Annotated in this window: 23 protein-coding genes and 1 pseudogene; 11 read left to right on the forward strand and 13 right to left on the reverse strand. The window is 38.9% G+C overall.

The features are described from left to right. Positions 1-350: 350 nt before the first annotated feature. From VK080_RS15995 to VK080_RS03710, 12 genes are all read right to left on the reverse strand, one after another. Entirely contained in the window at positions 351-395 is a 45-nt protein-coding gene (locus VK080_RS15995; RefSeq protein WP_142301762.1) for an erythromycin resistance leader peptide, read from the reverse strand. 253 nt (positions 396-648) lie between these two features. Beyond that, complete coding sequence (locus VK080_RS03660) at positions 649-984, reverse strand: YolD-like family protein (protein ID WP_324223432.1); 336 nt, start codon at positions 982-984, stop codon at positions 649-651. 86 nt (positions 985-1,070) lie between these two features. Further along, on the reverse strand, positions 1,071-1,442 hold the full coding sequence (locus tag VK080_RS03665) for a Swt1 family HEPN domain-containing protein (RefSeq protein WP_324223433.1): 372 nt from the start codon (positions 1,440-1,442) through the stop codon (positions 1,071-1,073). 405 nt (positions 1,443-1,847) lie between these two features. Further along, a complete protein-coding gene (locus VK080_RS03670) occupies positions 1,848-2,330 on the reverse strand; it encodes an ArpU family phage packaging/lysis transcriptional regulator (RefSeq protein WP_324223434.1) in 483 nt (160 codons plus the stop codon). 18 nt (positions 2,331-2,348) lie between these two features. Continuing rightward, positions 2,349-2,546 carry a hypothetical protein gene (locus VK080_RS03675; protein ID WP_324223435.1) on the reverse strand — a complete coding sequence of 66 codons (198 nt, stop codon included), beginning with the start codon at positions 2,544-2,546 and terminating at the stop codon, positions 2,349-2,351. 251 nt (positions 2,547-2,797) lie between these two features. Beyond that, a complete protein-coding gene (locus tag VK080_RS03680; RefSeq protein ID WP_100285614.1) occupies positions 2,798-3,019 on the reverse strand; it encodes a hypothetical protein in 222 nt (73 codons plus the stop codon). Between the two features lie 104 nt (positions 3,020-3,123). Beyond that, a complete protein-coding gene (locus tag VK080_RS03685; protein ID WP_090087797.1) occupies positions 3,124-3,306 on the reverse strand; it encodes a hypothetical protein in 183 nt (60 codons plus the stop codon). A gap of 1 nt (position 3,307) precedes the next feature. Then, positions 3,308-4,087 (reverse strand): ATP-binding protein, encoded by a 780-nt coding sequence (locus VK080_RS03690; protein ID WP_324223436.1) that lies wholly within the window; start codon positions 4,085-4,087, stop codon positions 3,308-3,310. Positions 4,088-4,099: 12 nt separating this feature from the next. Beyond that, complete coding sequence (locus VK080_RS03695; protein ID WP_324223437.1) at positions 4,100-4,921, reverse strand: phage replisome organizer N-terminal domain-containing protein; 822 nt, start codon at positions 4,919-4,921, stop codon at positions 4,100-4,102. 52 nt (positions 4,922-4,973) lie between these two features. Then, the gene (locus VK080_RS03700) at positions 4,974-5,489 is read right to left on the reverse strand and encodes a helix-turn-helix transcriptional regulator (protein WP_090087804.1); all 516 of its coding nucleotides are present in this window, start codon (positions 5,487-5,489) and stop codon (positions 4,974-4,976) included. Between the two features lie 67 nt (positions 5,490-5,556). Continuing rightward, the gene (locus VK080_RS03705; RefSeq protein ID WP_090087806.1) at positions 5,557-5,880 is read right to left on the reverse strand and encodes a helix-turn-helix transcriptional regulator; all 324 of its coding nucleotides are present in this window, start codon (positions 5,878-5,880) and stop codon (positions 5,557-5,559) included. A gap of 1 nt (position 5,881) precedes the next feature. Further along, the gene (locus VK080_RS03710) at positions 5,882-6,115 is read right to left on the reverse strand and encodes a helix-turn-helix transcriptional regulator (RefSeq protein WP_324223438.1); all 234 of its coding nucleotides are present in this window, start codon (positions 6,113-6,115) and stop codon (positions 5,882-5,884) included. Between the two features lie 147 nt (positions 6,116-6,262). On the opposite strand from VK080_RS03710, the gene VK080_RS03715 reads away from it, so the two are divergent. From VK080_RS03715 to VK080_RS03735, 5 genes are all read left to right on the forward strand, one after another. Then, the gene (locus tag VK080_RS03715) at positions 6,263-6,661 is read left to right on the forward strand and encodes a helix-turn-helix domain-containing protein (protein ID WP_324223439.1); all 399 of its coding nucleotides are present in this window, start codon (positions 6,263-6,265) and stop codon (positions 6,659-6,661) included. Positions 6,662-6,820: 159 nt separating this feature from the next. Further along, a complete protein-coding gene (locus VK080_RS03720) occupies positions 6,821-7,321 on the forward strand; it encodes an ImmA/IrrE family metallo-endopeptidase (protein ID WP_090087812.1) in 501 nt (166 codons plus the stop codon). 79 nt (positions 7,322-7,400) lie between these two features. Continuing rightward, positions 7,401-8,606 (forward strand): site-specific integrase, encoded by a 1,206-nt coding sequence (locus VK080_RS03725; RefSeq protein ID WP_324223440.1) that lies wholly within the window; start codon positions 7,401-7,403, stop codon positions 8,604-8,606. Between the two features lie 164 nt (positions 8,607-8,770). Then, positions 8,771-9,754 carry a rhodanese-related sulfurtransferase gene (locus VK080_RS03730; RefSeq protein ID WP_324223441.1) on the forward strand — a complete coding sequence of 328 codons (984 nt, stop codon included), beginning with the start codon at positions 8,771-8,773 and terminating at the stop codon, positions 9,752-9,754. 247 nt (positions 9,755-10,001) lie between these two features. Beyond that, positions 10,002-10,481, forward strand: a complete 480-nt coding sequence (locus tag VK080_RS03735) for a glutathione peroxidase (protein ID WP_324223462.1) — start codon at positions 10,002-10,004, stop codon at positions 10,479-10,481. A gap of 210 nt (positions 10,482-10,691) precedes the next feature. On the opposite strand, the gene VK080_RS03740 is transcribed toward VK080_RS03735, so the two are convergent. Continuing rightward, positions 10,692-11,792, reverse strand: a complete 1,101-nt coding sequence (locus VK080_RS03740) for an SDR family oxidoreductase (protein ID WP_324223442.1) — start codon at positions 11,790-11,792, stop codon at positions 10,692-10,694. Positions 11,793-11,920: 128 nt separating this feature from the next. On the opposite strand from VK080_RS03740, the gene VK080_RS03745 reads away from it, so the two are divergent. The 6 genes and pseudogenes from VK080_RS03745 (at position 11,921) to VK080_RS03765 (ending at position 15,436) form a co-directional block, all read left to right on the forward strand. Next, on the forward strand, positions 11,921-12,196 hold the full coding sequence (locus VK080_RS03745; RefSeq protein WP_324223443.1) for a hypothetical protein: 276 nt from the start codon (positions 11,921-11,923) through the stop codon (positions 12,194-12,196). Positions 12,197-12,212: 16 nt separating this feature from the next. Next, complete coding sequence (locus VK080_RS16000; protein WP_414672209.1) at positions 12,213-12,326, forward strand: hypothetical protein; 114 nt, start codon at positions 12,213-12,215, stop codon at positions 12,324-12,326. Further along, complete coding sequence (locus VK080_RS03750; RefSeq protein ID WP_324223463.1) at positions 12,293-13,369, forward strand: FAD-binding oxidoreductase; 1,077 nt, start codon at positions 12,293-12,295, stop codon at positions 13,367-13,369. Before VK080_RS16000 ends, VK080_RS03750 begins: the two co-directional genes overlap by 34 nt. Beyond that, positions 13,341-13,766: pseudogene (locus tag VK080_RS03755) on the forward strand (FGGY family carbohydrate kinase); the annotation flags it as partial. The gene VK080_RS03750 and the pseudogene VK080_RS03755, both read left to right, overlap by 29 nt. Positions 13,767-13,884: 118 nt before the next feature. Continuing rightward, positions 13,885-14,823, forward strand: coding sequence for an FGGY family carbohydrate kinase (locus VK080_RS03760; RefSeq protein ID WP_324223464.1), 939 nt, complete (start codon positions 13,885-13,887; stop codon positions 14,821-14,823). A gap of 4 nt (positions 14,824-14,827) precedes the next feature. After that, positions 14,828-15,436, forward strand: a complete 609-nt coding sequence (locus VK080_RS03765; protein WP_324223444.1) for an FAD-dependent oxidoreductase — start codon at positions 14,828-14,830, stop codon at positions 15,434-15,436. The last annotated feature ends 68 nt before the right edge of the window (positions 15,437-15,504 follow it).

The following is a 15,504-nucleotide window of genomic DNA, read 5'->3' on the forward strand; positions in this document are numbered from 1 at the left end:
AATCACAAGCATCTGCTTGTGACTTGAGAGTAAAGGGAAAGAGACCTATCCTTATTCCATTAGGGGACTGTTAATCAATCCGTCAACAAATAAACCTACCTTTGGCGTAGAGTAAAGCAAGGTGATGATTATTTGACAAAAAAAGAAAGGCAGAAGAAGCTGCCTTTCTACACATTACATATTTTTATCTCTCATAGGTAGTACGAACACCACTATAATTAATAAAGTAAGTGGAAAAACTGTTCGTATTAGATGGATGACTTTTTCATGTATGCAATGAAGATTATTAAAAAAGGACAGACTAATCCCGTTTACTCTGTTTCACAAACAGAGGCTTTGAACGTATTTAATTACTGGTTCAAAGTTGGGAATCGTAGTCTCATAGCGTGTGTCATTTTTTAATAATCCTCCTCAAAACGAATTTAATTTACAATATATATTATATCTGGCTTGTTATAAAAAGTCAAAAATCATTTTATATACCTTATTCCACTAAATGGCCCGTTAATTGAACAGGCTAAATGATTTCTTTTAGCTGGACAAGGACTGTTGTTGGAAGAAACTTGAAAGAAAATTCAATATTAATACTAACATAAAACTTGAAATACTTGGGCAAAACAAAAACGTTAAGTCTTGTTTCTCATTACATTAATCAATCAGCACTTCCAAAACATCATCAAACGAAACAGCCGTATTTTCGCCGTTGTCAAATTTCAAAGTATTAGCCAGTGTATCGGCTAACAACAACTTTCCCTTTATTTTTCGAGAGTCATGTGAATTATGATCGTAATATTCAACTTCAACTGTAAGATCGTTTTGTAAGGCAAGTTGTAACCTAGTATTGAGTTCAAACTGCTCTTGTTCATCGAGAATCGGCTTCTGTTTATATTCTTGTTCTTTCCACATTTGCTGCAGCATCTCTTCATGTTCCGGCATCATCATAGCTGTCCACTTTTTTGTTCCTCTATCATTGACCTCACTCATTTTAAAAACCTCCATAACACAAACGTTTGTTCGTATTATAACATAAAAAAATAAAGTGTAGACAATGAATTTAATTAAGAATAATATTACGTGGACAATTTCAGTAAAACTTGCTCCATAACAATTTTATGAACTCTTTGCAGTAAAACCATTTCTTTATCGCTAATATCCTGGGAATGTGCCACTTTATTCCTTATCTCAACTGTCTGTGTCAATTCATAATAAATAGTATCGGTGATTTCAACAAAACAGGGGTAACCTCTCAACATTGATACGAGTTCATGAAAATGAAAAGTGTTATAGTTTTTATTATAAGGCTTATATTTCATCACAAGTGGACCTTCAATAAACCAACCAACTCCATATTCTTTTTGCATGGTTTGCTCAATGTATCGTCTCAAACAATTCTCTATTTCATACACTAATCCATAAGCTTGCTTCATGAATTCAGTTTGCATACAAATTTCCCCTTGTGATTCCCTTATAAGAGTAAAATTCGACATAAAATATTAAAATCCTTTTGCGTGAACGAATTTCTTATTAAATATTTTTTTCTAACCTAGAACACCCTTTTAGACAATCAAGTCCAAAAGGGTGATCAACACCTTTTCTATAGAATTTTAAACTATACGCATGAGATTATAGTTTCGCGCATGTCATGAGGAAAATAATAATAAATGGAATACCCAGCACCCATAACCAAAACTCTCCGGAATAAACCATGTTCAAATAAATGTCGGTATGCATAAACCACTGTAGGACTGCCAAAAAAACAATGCCACAGAATGTTGAAAAAGCAACAAAGAACATAACGAATAATATGATAAGCAATGATTTTTTGATTGAATGAGCAACTGACAACATCAAGAAAATCCCCTTTCAGCAAATACACCGTATAGATGACGTCCGAGTATTTCCAATGCTTCTTTCTTGATTTCATAATACCTTGTTTTGCCGACAAATAGCTGCGGATAAATAACCTCATCACTATATCGAGAACCGTCATTCCGTCTACGCAAATATTTCAATTCAATCAACTCTTGTTCAATCGGGCTTAATGAATCAATGGTTAAATGCAATATATCTAACCATTCAGATGCTTGTATTGTTTTTAAAGCATACATTTCCGTTTTGCTTTTTTTGAAATTGCTGGAACCATGTGGCATATCGGATATAGAAGAAATAATGCTTGGTACTATCGTTTCGTTAGCCATTGCTTTAATTTTAAAATACCGGTTTAACCAGTTTTTTTCAGCATGCTCGATATAGAAATTCTGTTCGTCTTTTAAAATCTCTTCAATTTCCTCTTGTGTGAACATGTTCTCAACATCCGTGCTGAATTGCATGAAATGATTCACCCTTTCTTACACCTTAGATATTGATGATTTATTTGAATTCCCCTTATCATACTTAGCCAATGAATGTAATGCCCATGATATCCGTTGAAAATACATTGAGGCGTGTTCCAAATCGTCTTGTTCGACAGCTTCCAAAGCTTTAGCCAAGTTCATATCATAATAATTCCATTCTTGTTCCATATACGCTTGAACAACTTGCGACATCTGATATCCCCCTTAATAAGCTGTTATTTATAATCTTACTGACACAATCATATAAATCCTCTTTATTTGAATAGCATTCATGATTCGATTCAGAAGCCATTTCGTATAGGCCATGCTGATTTTTTGTGAGTGTCACCTTTATATCTGGAATATACTCGGAGTACCCTTGTTGCATATGGCAAATGACATTGTAGAGAGGGTCACACCCTTTACCCAGGTATTCATAAACGTTTAATTGCTGTATCATTTGCTCACTCATTGTCATCTTCCTTACATGTCGTTACACGTTCCACCGTTGGATTCATAATTGTATGCCTTAACGTCCCTACCAACATTTCTTCTTCACTGTTCCGACCATGTAACGTCTGCAGCCATAAACGGTACATCGTTAATGCCTCAGAAATAAGATGGGCTTCAGAATAACCAGCTTCAATCACGATCTTTCTTTCTCCGATTCTATTAATGACTTGCATATTATTAGTCCTCCTCAGTCAAGGCCATCTATTAAACGTTGTCGCATATTAACTAACAATGGTATAATGAAAGATATCTTAATGAAAATCAGAAAGGTGGATATTTAGGCGTATCGTTGCTTTCTGTTTTCCAGTTCATTAAGGTATTTTCTTGTTTCAGCTGCCGTTGGTACATATTTGTCACCAACGGAGCTTTTATGCTCCATCCATTCTCGCCACTTTCTGTCGGTCTCCACTTGACTATCCTTCGGGTCAAACACCATCACACTTTTCATGCCTTGCCACATATTAAAACGCCCTCCTTCTATAATCTGAGCCATTTATAACAATGACATTTGTATTATCCATCATTCTTGAGAAGTTCCGTTCACTCACCCGTTCTTTAAGTTCATCACTGCTTAAATTGGTCGTATAAACGGTTGCCTTGCCAGAGCGATCATCCAGTATTTCGAATAGTTTAGATGTGGACCATTCTGTTTTTTGTTCGGCGCCAATATCATCCAGCACCAATAAGTCTACACGTTGAATAACGTTTAACAGTTCTTCTTCTGTGACGCCTTTTGTGTTGTAGGTCCCCTTAACTTTAGTAAGCAGTTTGGGAAGAGAGAGAAATAAGCATTCATACTCTCTTGTCATCAATGCTTTAGTTATCGAAACCGATAGATGACTTTTGCCTGTTCCATAATCGCCTGTCAATAAAAGGTTCTGTTTTCGATCAAATGAATGACTATACGCCAATGCCTTTTCTTTAGCCCGTTTTAAGTTGCTGTCATATGCATCAAAGTTATCGAAGGTTGCTTCTTTCAATGAGTCATTTATCAGTGAATAATAATTAAATCGATCCATCCGGTTACGATGTTTGAGCTGATTGTATTTTTGCTTAGCTGCCTTTGCCAGCTTGATATCTTCACATCTGCATCCGTAATTGGCTATAACGCGCTCCCCTTCACGCGGTCCAGAAGGAATAATTAATTCTGTTTGTGTTACATGCTGGTTGCAACCATCACACACAAACATTTGAAGCAGTTTTTGTTCCGGACTTTTTATACGCTGTTTAATACTCTCCATCAGGAAATCCTCCTAAAACCCATAATGATAACCATCATTCGCAGCGGATTGCTTCTTCTTTTCCTTTTTGTTGTTTTCGATTTCTTCCAACGTCAATAACGATTGATTTTCCCAGTTTCGTAGAATCCCCTCAACGTAATTTAATTGTCTTTTATTATTGGCACAGGCTATCTCCATTGCCTTAACAATAATTTTTTCTGGCTGTGTAAATGAAGAATCATCCAACCACGACAACAACTGGTTTTTTCCTTGAATGTTATTTAACCCGAATCCGTTACTATCCCAAAATTGAATAATTACTGACGTCTGTGGTTGTTCTTGTTCTTTGTCTTCTTTCTTCTTTCTTCTCTCTTGTTCTTGTTCTTGTTCTTCTTCTGTTGCGTTAGGTAGCGTTTCATGTAACGTTACGTTTTCAGAAGCCACATCTTTGTTTTCTAATTGCTTTCTTTTCTGCCTTTCTCTATGCCTTTGAACTCGTTTTCTTGTTTGATTACGAACACGCTCCATCCCTTCAACATTTTGGTGTTTTTCCCAATTTGCAATGTGAATAAAGGAATCTTCGTCTATGTGAATCATTCCAAAATCACATAAAGTCTTTAATGCAAGTCGAACGGTATTAACTGGTCTACCGAATATCGTAGCGAGCATCTCTTCCGTGTATGGAATATTTTCATTTAGATAAATATAGCCATTTGCATTGGTCTTTCCTGCTTGTGCCAGAAGTTTTACCCAGATTATTAGAATCGTATCTGCTTCTGGCATTTGTTCTATCAATTTTATTTTTTCATCCTCAAACATTGATATATCTAACTTTATCCATTTTAGTTCTCGCATTGTTGCCCCCCCTTTTCATTTTTTGGAAGGTATTCCTAACCAAAAGAGAATATTAATTAATCCACCCCTTCTTCTTCCAAGTTTGTAACCTACTGTCCATGCATTCTTGAACAGAAATGTTATATTCCTGTTCCAAGCAAGTTAGAAATGAGTCAACAATCATTTGTATATCCAACAATTCTTTAGCTCTTTCCCTGACTCCCTCCAATTCTTTATCGCCAACAAATTCAGGTGGCTGCACAAGACTAAATTTTTCAAAGCGTTCAATAGTTTCTGTTACTTGGTTTACAAAGACATGTTGCAATGCTAACCTATGCCATTCAATTGCTTCACCACTCATTATAAGGGGAGCAATGTAACCCTCTGCAGTTTCCCGTGCAACTTCAAACCCATATTGTGCATCACTTAACACGCTAACACTTTGCTTTGCTAGATCCTCCGTCATACTCCTTCTATCATTTTCTAAATGCGATACCAGTTGTTTACTAACATGAATTATATTTGCAATATTTTCCTGGCTATACTCCTTTCTTTCTCTAACCTTTTTAAGGGACTTACCTATTTTCATGTTTTCTCTCCTCATTTTTGTATATATTTGTTTTGCTTTTAATACACGAAATCTCGTTATGGTAGATTTACAAACTAACTATTTTTCTTTCGGAAGCAATATCATTTGTGATACTGATATGATCTTTAATCCAACTGATGACTTCATCCTTTGGGTATAGAACACGATCGCCGATATTAATTTTTGGAAAGTCAGACCTTCTAACGATATGCGCATCTAATGTTTGTGTACTCACATTGAATACTTGTTTTGCCAATTGAGATTTACTTAGCAAATATGGGAACTCATTCAATTGATCCCGGTCTTGCTGAGCTTTTTCAGCAATTTGGTATATCATGTCGTACATCTTATTTTCAAATTCTGGCTGGGGTTTTAGCGTCGTTTCAAACAATTCAAACAACCTCCTCTTTTATCTTGGACATTCTGTCCAGACCTTGATCAAAAAAAAGTTCATCAACTGTATGATTAAGTACATCTGCAATTCTTTTAGCTAGATCAATACCAGGGTTCCTTTTACCTTGTTCAATTTTGTAGTAATAGGATGTAGATATGCCTACACTATTAGCGATTTCTACCACATCTTTATAGCCTTGATTTAACCTACTATCTCTTAAATTTGTTCGCATCTTCACACCTCCTTTTTGGACGTATTGTCTAACTAATTACATTGTAATGGACGTTACGTACAATGTCAACAACTTTTACCCATTTTGTCCAAACATATTTTATTTATTGGACAAATAGTATAAAATATATTTATCGGAGGTCTCATTATGAAATTTAGTGATAGACTAAAAAATCTTAGAAACAGTAATAATATGAGCAGAGAGGAATTAGCGAGTAAAGTTGAGGTTTCGTATTCAACTATTGCTAAATATGAAAGTGGTACTCGCGAGCCTGATTTCTCCACTTTAGATAAATTATCAAGTTTTTTTGATGTTGATACCGACTACCTTTTAGGACGGACTGATACACCAAAGTCATCGAAAGAATTTGACTCTTTAGCTGAAATTAAAAAAATAGTGGATGAATATGGAATAGAAGACATGTTTTTCCATAATATTGATGATTGGAAAAACCTCACTCCTGAAGATGTTGAAGAACTGCGCAATCACTTTGAATATATTACTTATAAAGCTAGAAAAAGAAATGAGAAAAAAAATGATAAATAAAATTGGTCTATAAAGGGGACAAAAATAAGACAGATTGATATCAGTAAGCGACTTCTTCGTTGTTTAATCTTTCATTATTAATAATATAGGTGTACAAACAATTGTACATCCTTTTTTATACACTTTAACAGAACATATGTTCTCAATTAGGAGGATGTTATGAATTACGTATCAACTTTAATAGAGGACACAGTGGAAGAATTGTATTTGAAAATGGGGATAGTGGACCCAGACCATTCGATTGAGGATATCGCTCAAAGGCTTGGCATTCAATTATATTATTTTCGCAAACCACCTTTTGTCTCTCGTGGGTGTATATATTTAGATCCCGCAATACCATTAGAAAAAAGAAAAGAAGTGTTTTCGCATGAATTAGCTCACATACTTTATCATTCAGGAGTACAGCTATTCATGACAGAATCATTTCGGCTATTGCAAGAGTCACAAGCCGATAACTTTGCGCTGCATTTTGCCGTCCCCACTTTTATGTTACGAGAACTAGTGTTAAGTGAAAGGAATCAAGCAATTACTTCGATTGCTTCAACATTTCATGTCACACACAACTTTGCTGCTAAGCGATTGAATCATTACGAAAAGCAAATTGAGGGATTAATTCTACGCGAAAAAATAAATAGCAAAATGGAAAATTATTATAGATAATTTTAATTAAACAAAATGTATTCATTTAATAGTCCAAAAATACAACTGTTATTTATATCATTTGAGTGAGGTGATAAACTTGGCTTCATTCCGAAAACGAGGAAAAACGTGGCAGTATACCGTTGAGATAGGCATCGATCCTGTAACGGGAAAGCGCAAACAACAAACCAGAGGTGGTTTCAAAACAAAAAAAGCTGCACAACTTGCTGCAGCTGAAATAGACAAAAAAGTAAATGAAGGCACTTTTGTTGAAGAATCTAATATAACCTTTGGCGAGTTTGTTCCAATTTGGTTTAAATACTATTCTAAATATGTAAGAGGAGAAACACTTCAAAGCAGAGAAACATCAGTCAAAAAATTGAATGAACATTTCAAGTTCGCTATGATGAGAAAAATAACTAAACCATATTACGTTGATACTTTACATGAATTGTACAATGAAGGATTGGCCGCAAATACAATTAAGTCTATTCACTCTACGGCCAGTTTAATTTTTAAATTCGCGTGTTATGAAAGAAAGGTCATTAAAACTAACCCAACGGAAAACGTGGATATGAGGTTTTTGCAGTCTGACAGTCCGATCGAAAATGGTGGTCCTTTGAAAGATGAAGAAAAATTTCTCGAAAAAGAAGATTTGGCTACCTTTCTACAAACAGCCAAGTCCAGATATCCTTACCATCCACAGGACTATATTATATTCTTAATGTTGGCATATACAGGTTTAAGACGTGGTGAATTGGCGGTGTTAAAATGGAACGATATTGATTTTGAAGATCAAACCGTGTCAATAACTAAAACTTTTAACTACGGTAACACTAAAGCAGGTAATGATGTGAAATTAGGCCCACCTAAAACACCAGAATCCGAACGAATCATTGATATAGATGAATTTGTGCTTACCCAATTGAAAAAACATCGATCTTGGCAAAACCAATTTCTAATGGAAAACAGAAAGCAATATAAGGACCAGGGATTTATTTTTATAAATACTAATAGTCATCCTGGCTATCCGATATCACCTCAGGTAATATATGAACATATGCGAACCATTTTAAAAAAAATGAAACACCCGATAAAACTAAGCCCACATTCAATGCGCCATACTCACGCTTCATTATGTATTGAAGCTGGTATACCTTTGCGGGATATTGCTGAACGTCTAGGTCATAGGGAAATAAAAACACTTGAAAAAATATATGCACATACAACTAAAGGCCAAAAGAAAAAAACAGCTAAAAAGTTTAATCAGCTGATGACAAAAGTAAGGGAAGAAACACCATTTTAGAATAAATGTAGACAAAATGTTGACAAATGACATTTTTTAATTAATTCTAGAAAACTGGAAGTGAACCGAAACACGTGATATAATAACGTTTTGTTAGGATTAATAAGGTATAAATATCGATTTACATTTATATCTTGCAAATATAAATGGTAGGTGGTATTAAAATGGAAGACAAACAGGATTACCGGGTTTTACTTTATTATAAATTCGTCCCGATCGATGACCCGGTGACATTTTCGGAGGAGCACCTGGCATTCTGTCAGGATCTTGGGCTCAAAGGACGGATTCTCGTAGCACATGAAGGACTGAATGGTACAGTTTCCGGCACAGTGGAACAGACGGAAAAATACATGGAAACCATGCACCAGGATCCGCGTTTTGCTGACATGACGTTTAAAATTGATAAACATGACCGCCATGCCTTTAAAAAAATGCATGTGCGACATCGTCCGGAAATTGTCAGCCTAAAGCTGAATGAGGATGAAGCTGTCAGCCCATTGGAAAAAACAGCCAAATTCCTCTCGCCGAAAGAATTTTATGAGGCCATGCAGGATGAAGAAACAGTGATTCTGGATGCCCGAAATGATTATGAATACGATCTCGGACACTTTCGCGGGGCGATCAAGCCTGATATTGAAACATTCCGCGAACTGCCGAACTGGATCCGTGAAAATAAAGACAAACTGAAAGATAAAAAAGTTCTAACCTACTGCACCGGTGGTATTCGCTGTGAAAAATTCACCGGATGGCTGATGGATGAAGGCATTGAAGATGTCAACCAGCTTGAAGGCGGCATAGTAACGTACGGAAAGGACCCCGAGGTGCAGGGTGAACTTTGGGACGGAAAATGTTATGTATTCGATCAGCGCATCTCGGTTCCGATTAACCAAAAAGAACATGTCGTGGTCGGAAGGGATTATTTTGACGGGAAACCATGCGAACGCTATGTCAACTGTGCAAACCCGTCATGCAACAAACAAATCATCTGTTCGGAGGAAAACGAGCATAAATATATGCGCGGCTGTACCCATGAATGCCGGGTAAGCCGGGACAACCTGTACGTCCGGGAACACAACTTATCCCAGGAAGAAATCAACCGCAGACTTGCGGTTATCGAAGAAGAAAACCGGGCAAAACAGGAAGCTTAATCATTTAGCTGGAAAAGAATCGGCAGCATTTGCCGGTTTTTTTTGTATGAAAAAATATACTGCATAAGTCCAACAACTGCTTGGTGATAAGCTAAGTTTTTCGAACGTTTAAAATACGGCCCCGCACTCTTTTCAAATATCATTTATTCATAAATACTGTATTAAAGATTTCAGTATAATCAATTACTCAATTTTTGACAATATTTGGTGAAATTGTTACGGTTTAGTCAAAAAGGGGGCACTCGTCATTAGTATTTATCAATTCTCAGCCAAAACAATCGATGGAGAAGAAAAATCACTTGCTGATTATAAGGGAAATGTCCTGATGATTGTTAATACTGCCAGTGAATGTGGATTCACTCCGCAATTTGATGGTTTGCAAAAATTATATGATACCCATAAGGATGATGGGTTCGTCATACTGGGATTCCCCTGCAACCAATTTAACAGCCAGGATCCGGGTTCGGATGACGAAATCGCCGGCTTTTGCCGGGGTAATTATGGCGTTACCTTTCCCATGTTCAGCAAAATTGATGTCAAAGGGGAGAATGCACATCCGCTGTTCACCTATTTAACAGAGCAAGCCAAAGGGATCGTAACCCGACAAATTAAATGGAACTTCACTAAATTTCTGGTCGATCGGAATGGAAATGTGCTCAAACGCTATGCACCACAAACAAAGCCTGATAATATTGAACAGGATATTGAAGCGGTGCTGCAAGAATAAGAAAGCTGTCCCACCATTTGACGGGGCAGCTATTCGTTTTCAGGGAAAATAGGCGGTGAAAATTTTCTGATCATTAAGCAAATACCTGCTCCACAAATATTTGCTCAGTACTTTTCAAGTTTACCAGTTAAAAAAGAAACAGACCACTGTGACATGATATCGCGGGTCAGTTTCGCTTGCTGTATTAATTTTTAAACCTCGTCTTTGTTCTTATCTTATTTGAATTTGTTTCCTCTGATCATCCTTATATTTCCGGTAAAAGTTAATCATTGATGGAAGCGTGTCTTTTAAGTCGGGGCAGCTGATTCCTGATCCTCGTAGGTCTGTAAGCGCTTGCGTACAATCGTATGATGAATGAATAAGAAAATAGTCCATCACTTCTTTTTCCACATGGAACCATTTGCGAATGGGCTTCAGCTCCATCATTGCTTTAATCAATGACACAGGAACCTTACCTTTAGGTGATTTTCCTAAATAGTGCTCTGCCAGCAACTTCTGTAATTTCCTCATGGTATATGGCTTCGGATCAGTTAGATGATATGTTTTTCCCTCACCAATCGGAGCGAGGCCTAAGTAACTGGTTGCTTTTAAAATGTAATCACTTGGGACGAAATTCCCTTCTGGTTCACCTTCACCAAAGTATGGGAGTACAGGGGTAAAACCTATCCTATCAAGGTAATTCAACATGAAATAGAGGCCATCAAATTTGATTGTTTCACCGGTTTTTGAATCACCTTTTACAACACCAGGACGGATAATCGTTGTTGGAACGGATTGTTTGAGAGCATCCACAAGCAGTTCAGCCTCAAATTTTGTATGTTCGTAATGATTGCGGAAAGTCTGCCCTTCAGCAAGCTCATGTTCATAAATGCGTCCTTCGCGAGTTCCAGATACGTAAGCAGTACTGAAGTAAATATAGCGCACAAGTTTTTGTAATGTTTGCACCCAATGATTGACTTGTTGTGTCCCAATGACATTAACTTTATAGGCAATATTCTTCGGAACCGCCAGATCATAAATTGCAGCCAAATGAAATACATGTGTAACTGTATCTCGTAACATACGATTCTCATCCGCGTTGATTGCCAGGTCAGGCTTAGTAATGTCACCGCCTATAACTGTGAAAATACTGGGATCGATTTCGTGTTTTCTGGCATAGTTCGTAATTTCTTCTGTGGCTTGATCCAGGAGATTGGGCAAAGCGAGCATATAGATATGATCAATCGTTTCGCGATGATCATGAACAAGCTGTTTTACCAGACTACCCGCCAGAAAACCTGGATAACCTGTCAGAAAATACGTGTCCCCCATTATTACAACTCCAATCTTTTCAAAAGTTTTAATATTATTTATTTTAACACAAGCGTGTATTGACAAACAACATTTTGTACAGTAATCTGTACAAAAAGATAGGTACAATTCTAAAGGGGTACAAAATTATGACGATTGATATTATAGGTGAGCTCAAAGATTTACTTGGTGATGACCGTGTTCACCAGGATCCTGATTTGCTTGCAAAGCGTGCAACTGACACGTGGCCGTTAAAACTGGTCCAAAAAGCTGTCGGTACAACAATGGAACAACCTTTATGCGTCGTTCAACCGAAAAGCACAAACGAAGTTGCAACGTTGCTCCAATTCTTAAATGAAAGAGCTGTTGCCGCAGTTCCATATGGGGGGTTCAGGGGTCAATGGGGCTGCCCAGCCAAGTCATGAAAGCATTATGATCGATATGGGCAGCATGTGCGATATCGTCGAACTTGATGAAGAAAATTTGACCGTTACAACAAAACCTGGCATTGTCCACCGTAACTGGAGGATTATCTTAATCAACACGGTTACATAAGCGGACATTACCCGCAATCCATTGACCTGGCACAAATCGGCGGGTTGGTCGCCACGAGAAGTTCCGGACAATTCAGCACGAAATATGGAAATATCGAAAATTTGGTTGTTGGGTTTGAAGCGGTAATGCCGTCTGGAGACATTATCCGAATCAAAAACGTTCCCCGCCGCTCTGCAGGACCTGATCTGCGCCAATTGCTTATCGGATCGGAAGGAACGATGGGGATCATTACGGAAATCACCATCAAAATTTTTCCCAAACCGGCAGACCGCTGGATGTGCGCTTATGGAATCAAGAATATGCGCGAAGGATTACACATCATCCAGACATTCATGAGGGAAGGCTGGAATCCTGCCGTTGTTCGGCTCCATGATCGCTTAGAAGCCGCCAAAAGCTATTCCAAATTTTTGAATGAGGGCGAATCGATTTTGCTTATTCTCTCGGAAGGACCTAAAATGTATGCCCAAGCGGAAGGAAAGGCGCTCGATAAGATCATTCGTGATGGCAGGGGTCGTTCACTTGGACCAGAGCCTGTCGAGTCATGGCTTGAGCATCGAAACAATACCGATGAATTACATGAATTTACCAATCAGGGAATTATCGTTGATACAATTGAGATTGCTGCTAACTGGAGTGATATTGGAACGATTTATGAACAGGTGACGGAACGGCTAAAAAAAGAAGTGCCGGAACTGTTGCTTGTGACCGGACATTCCTCTCACAGCTATCCACAGGGAACCAATCTCTATTTTATTCTTGGGGCCCATCCACCACAAGATCCTGAAGGGGTGGAGCGTGTCTACCAATCTATTTGGAAGAAAGTCATGGAGATTACCCTGGAAAACAATGGGACAATCTGTCATCATCATGGCATCGGAAAGCTGCGTGCTCCATGGATTCCTCAAGAATTGGGCAGTTCTTATACCATGTTGAAAAAATTGAAACGAAGTATGGACCCGCAAGGAATCATGAACATTGGAACACTTTTACCTGTAAACGAAGGAGAGGAAAAAGATGCGCAATCAATATATTCTTGCTATTGATGCCGGAACATCCGGTATCCGGACAATTCTTTACGACTACCATAGCCGCGAAGTTGCCTCTACCTACAGCGAGTTTACACAGATGACACCGGAACCAGGGTTATTGGAGCATGACCCGCTGGAAATCTGGCATGTCATTAAAGATCTCATGTCACAAACGTTAAAGAAGCCCGGGATTTCACCTAAAGATATTGCAGCCATCGGTGTCACCGGCCAGCGCGCTACCGTTGTTGCATGGCATAAAGCAACCGGCAGACCAGTGTACAACGCTCTCGTATGGCAGGATTTACGGACACGTGACAGATGTAAAGAGCTTAGTGATCTGATTGGCATGGAAGTAAGCACCATTTCCGCCTATACAAAATTTGAATGGTTACTCGATCATGTACCCCATACAAGAGAGAGTATTGAAAAGGGTGATGTGCTGATCGGGACACTGGATAGTTGGCTGGTTTGGGAATTTGACAGGAGGCGAAGCTTTTGTGACAGACCCTTCAAACGCTGTCACAACAATGATGTGGCTTCCTCCTATAGGCGAGTGGAGTCCGGAAGTTGCTCAGCTGATCGGAATGCCCGCCGAGAAACTTGCGACCATTGTACCTTCCAGTCACGTATATGGTACCACCTTACAGGAAGAGTTCGGTGCGGAAATTCCAGTTGCTGCCGTAGCAGGTGATCAGCAGGCGGCAATGTTCGGTCATTTATGCCGGGAGCCCGGCGCAGGAAAAGCAACGTATGGTACCTCTGTCATGGTCAATGTCAATACCGGAGACGAATGGATCTATTCAGAGAAACTTAATTCCCTGGCCTTATGGCGTCTCGATGGTCAAGATGAGTTTTGCCTGGAAGGAACGGTTATCACTGGGGGTGCATCCGTCAGCCTGGTAAAAGACCTTCATATCCTCGAGACAGTGGAAAAAAATCTTGAATTGAATGAAATCGCTTTTAATAATGGTGGTGTCTTTTTTATCCCTGCCTTGCAAGGACTTGGGACACCTTATATGGATCCGGAGACCAAGGGAGCCTTATTGGGGCTTACAAGGTCAACAACCCGCGCGCATATCACAAGGGCCGTACTGGAAGGAATCGCCTTCCGTACCCGACAAGTCGTTGAAACATTACGTGAAGTTTCACCGTTTACGGCATTGGAAACACTGCGGGTCGATGGCGGCATGGCGGCGAACGATGCTTTTCTGCAAATGCAAGCAGATATCCTTGACATTAACATTGAACGCCCAAATACAAATCAGGTCACATCGCTTGGAATTGCTTATCTCGCGGGACTGGCAGTCGGTTTTTGGACAAGTGAAGACGAAATCAAGCAGGCAAAAGTAAGGGGAAAAATCTTTACGCCAAGCGATCATGCCACTGAAATGCAGGAACGCTTCAAACAGTGGGAAAAAGCCGTGGATGCTGTTAGGGCTTTAAGTGCAACTGAATACAAAAGGAGTTGACAACATGACTCAGATCTTTAGCCCAAAAGGCCGAATACAAACACTTGAGAGAATGACAGCCCGGGAGTTTGACATGCTGATTATTGGTGGTGGCATAACAGGGGCTGGCCTGGCCAGAGATGCTGCACTAAGGGGCTTAAAAGTGGCACTTGTCGAGAAAGAAGATTTTGGGTTTGGGACATCCAGTCGCTCAGCCAAGTTAGTCCATGGCGGAGTTCGATATTTGGTAAACGGCAATGTTCATATGGTCAAAGAGTCTGCAAGGGAACGCAAAATTTTAAAAACAATCGCACCTCATTTAGTCCACGGTTCAGCCATACATGATTTAATCCGATACGGGCATGAAGATCCCATCTGGCTGGAAAACTTGAGCAAAAACACTCCCGCTATTAAGGGGGAGGTTAGGCTAGCCGTTGAAGAAGAAATGGCTCAAAGCCTGATCGATTTTATGGATCGCCGGTCAGCACGCTTCCTTTTTGGCAATGACCATTGTCTTGAGGCCGCAAAAACAGCTGCAGAAATAATGGGTCAATTTTTGGGGTGGGATGAAGCGGAAATCGAGCGTCAAATAAACGACTATGCCGATCATGTTGAACGGCATCGTATATCATAGACATAAAAAACCAACATCTTTTTAATTAGGGAATAATAAAATGAAAGTGCTGTGGATAATTGGACTAC

Origin of the sequence: Lentibacillus sp., from assembly GCF_035301925.1 — a bacterium.
Lineage (GTDB): Bacteria > Bacillota > Bacilli > Bacillales > Amphibacillaceae > Lentibacillus.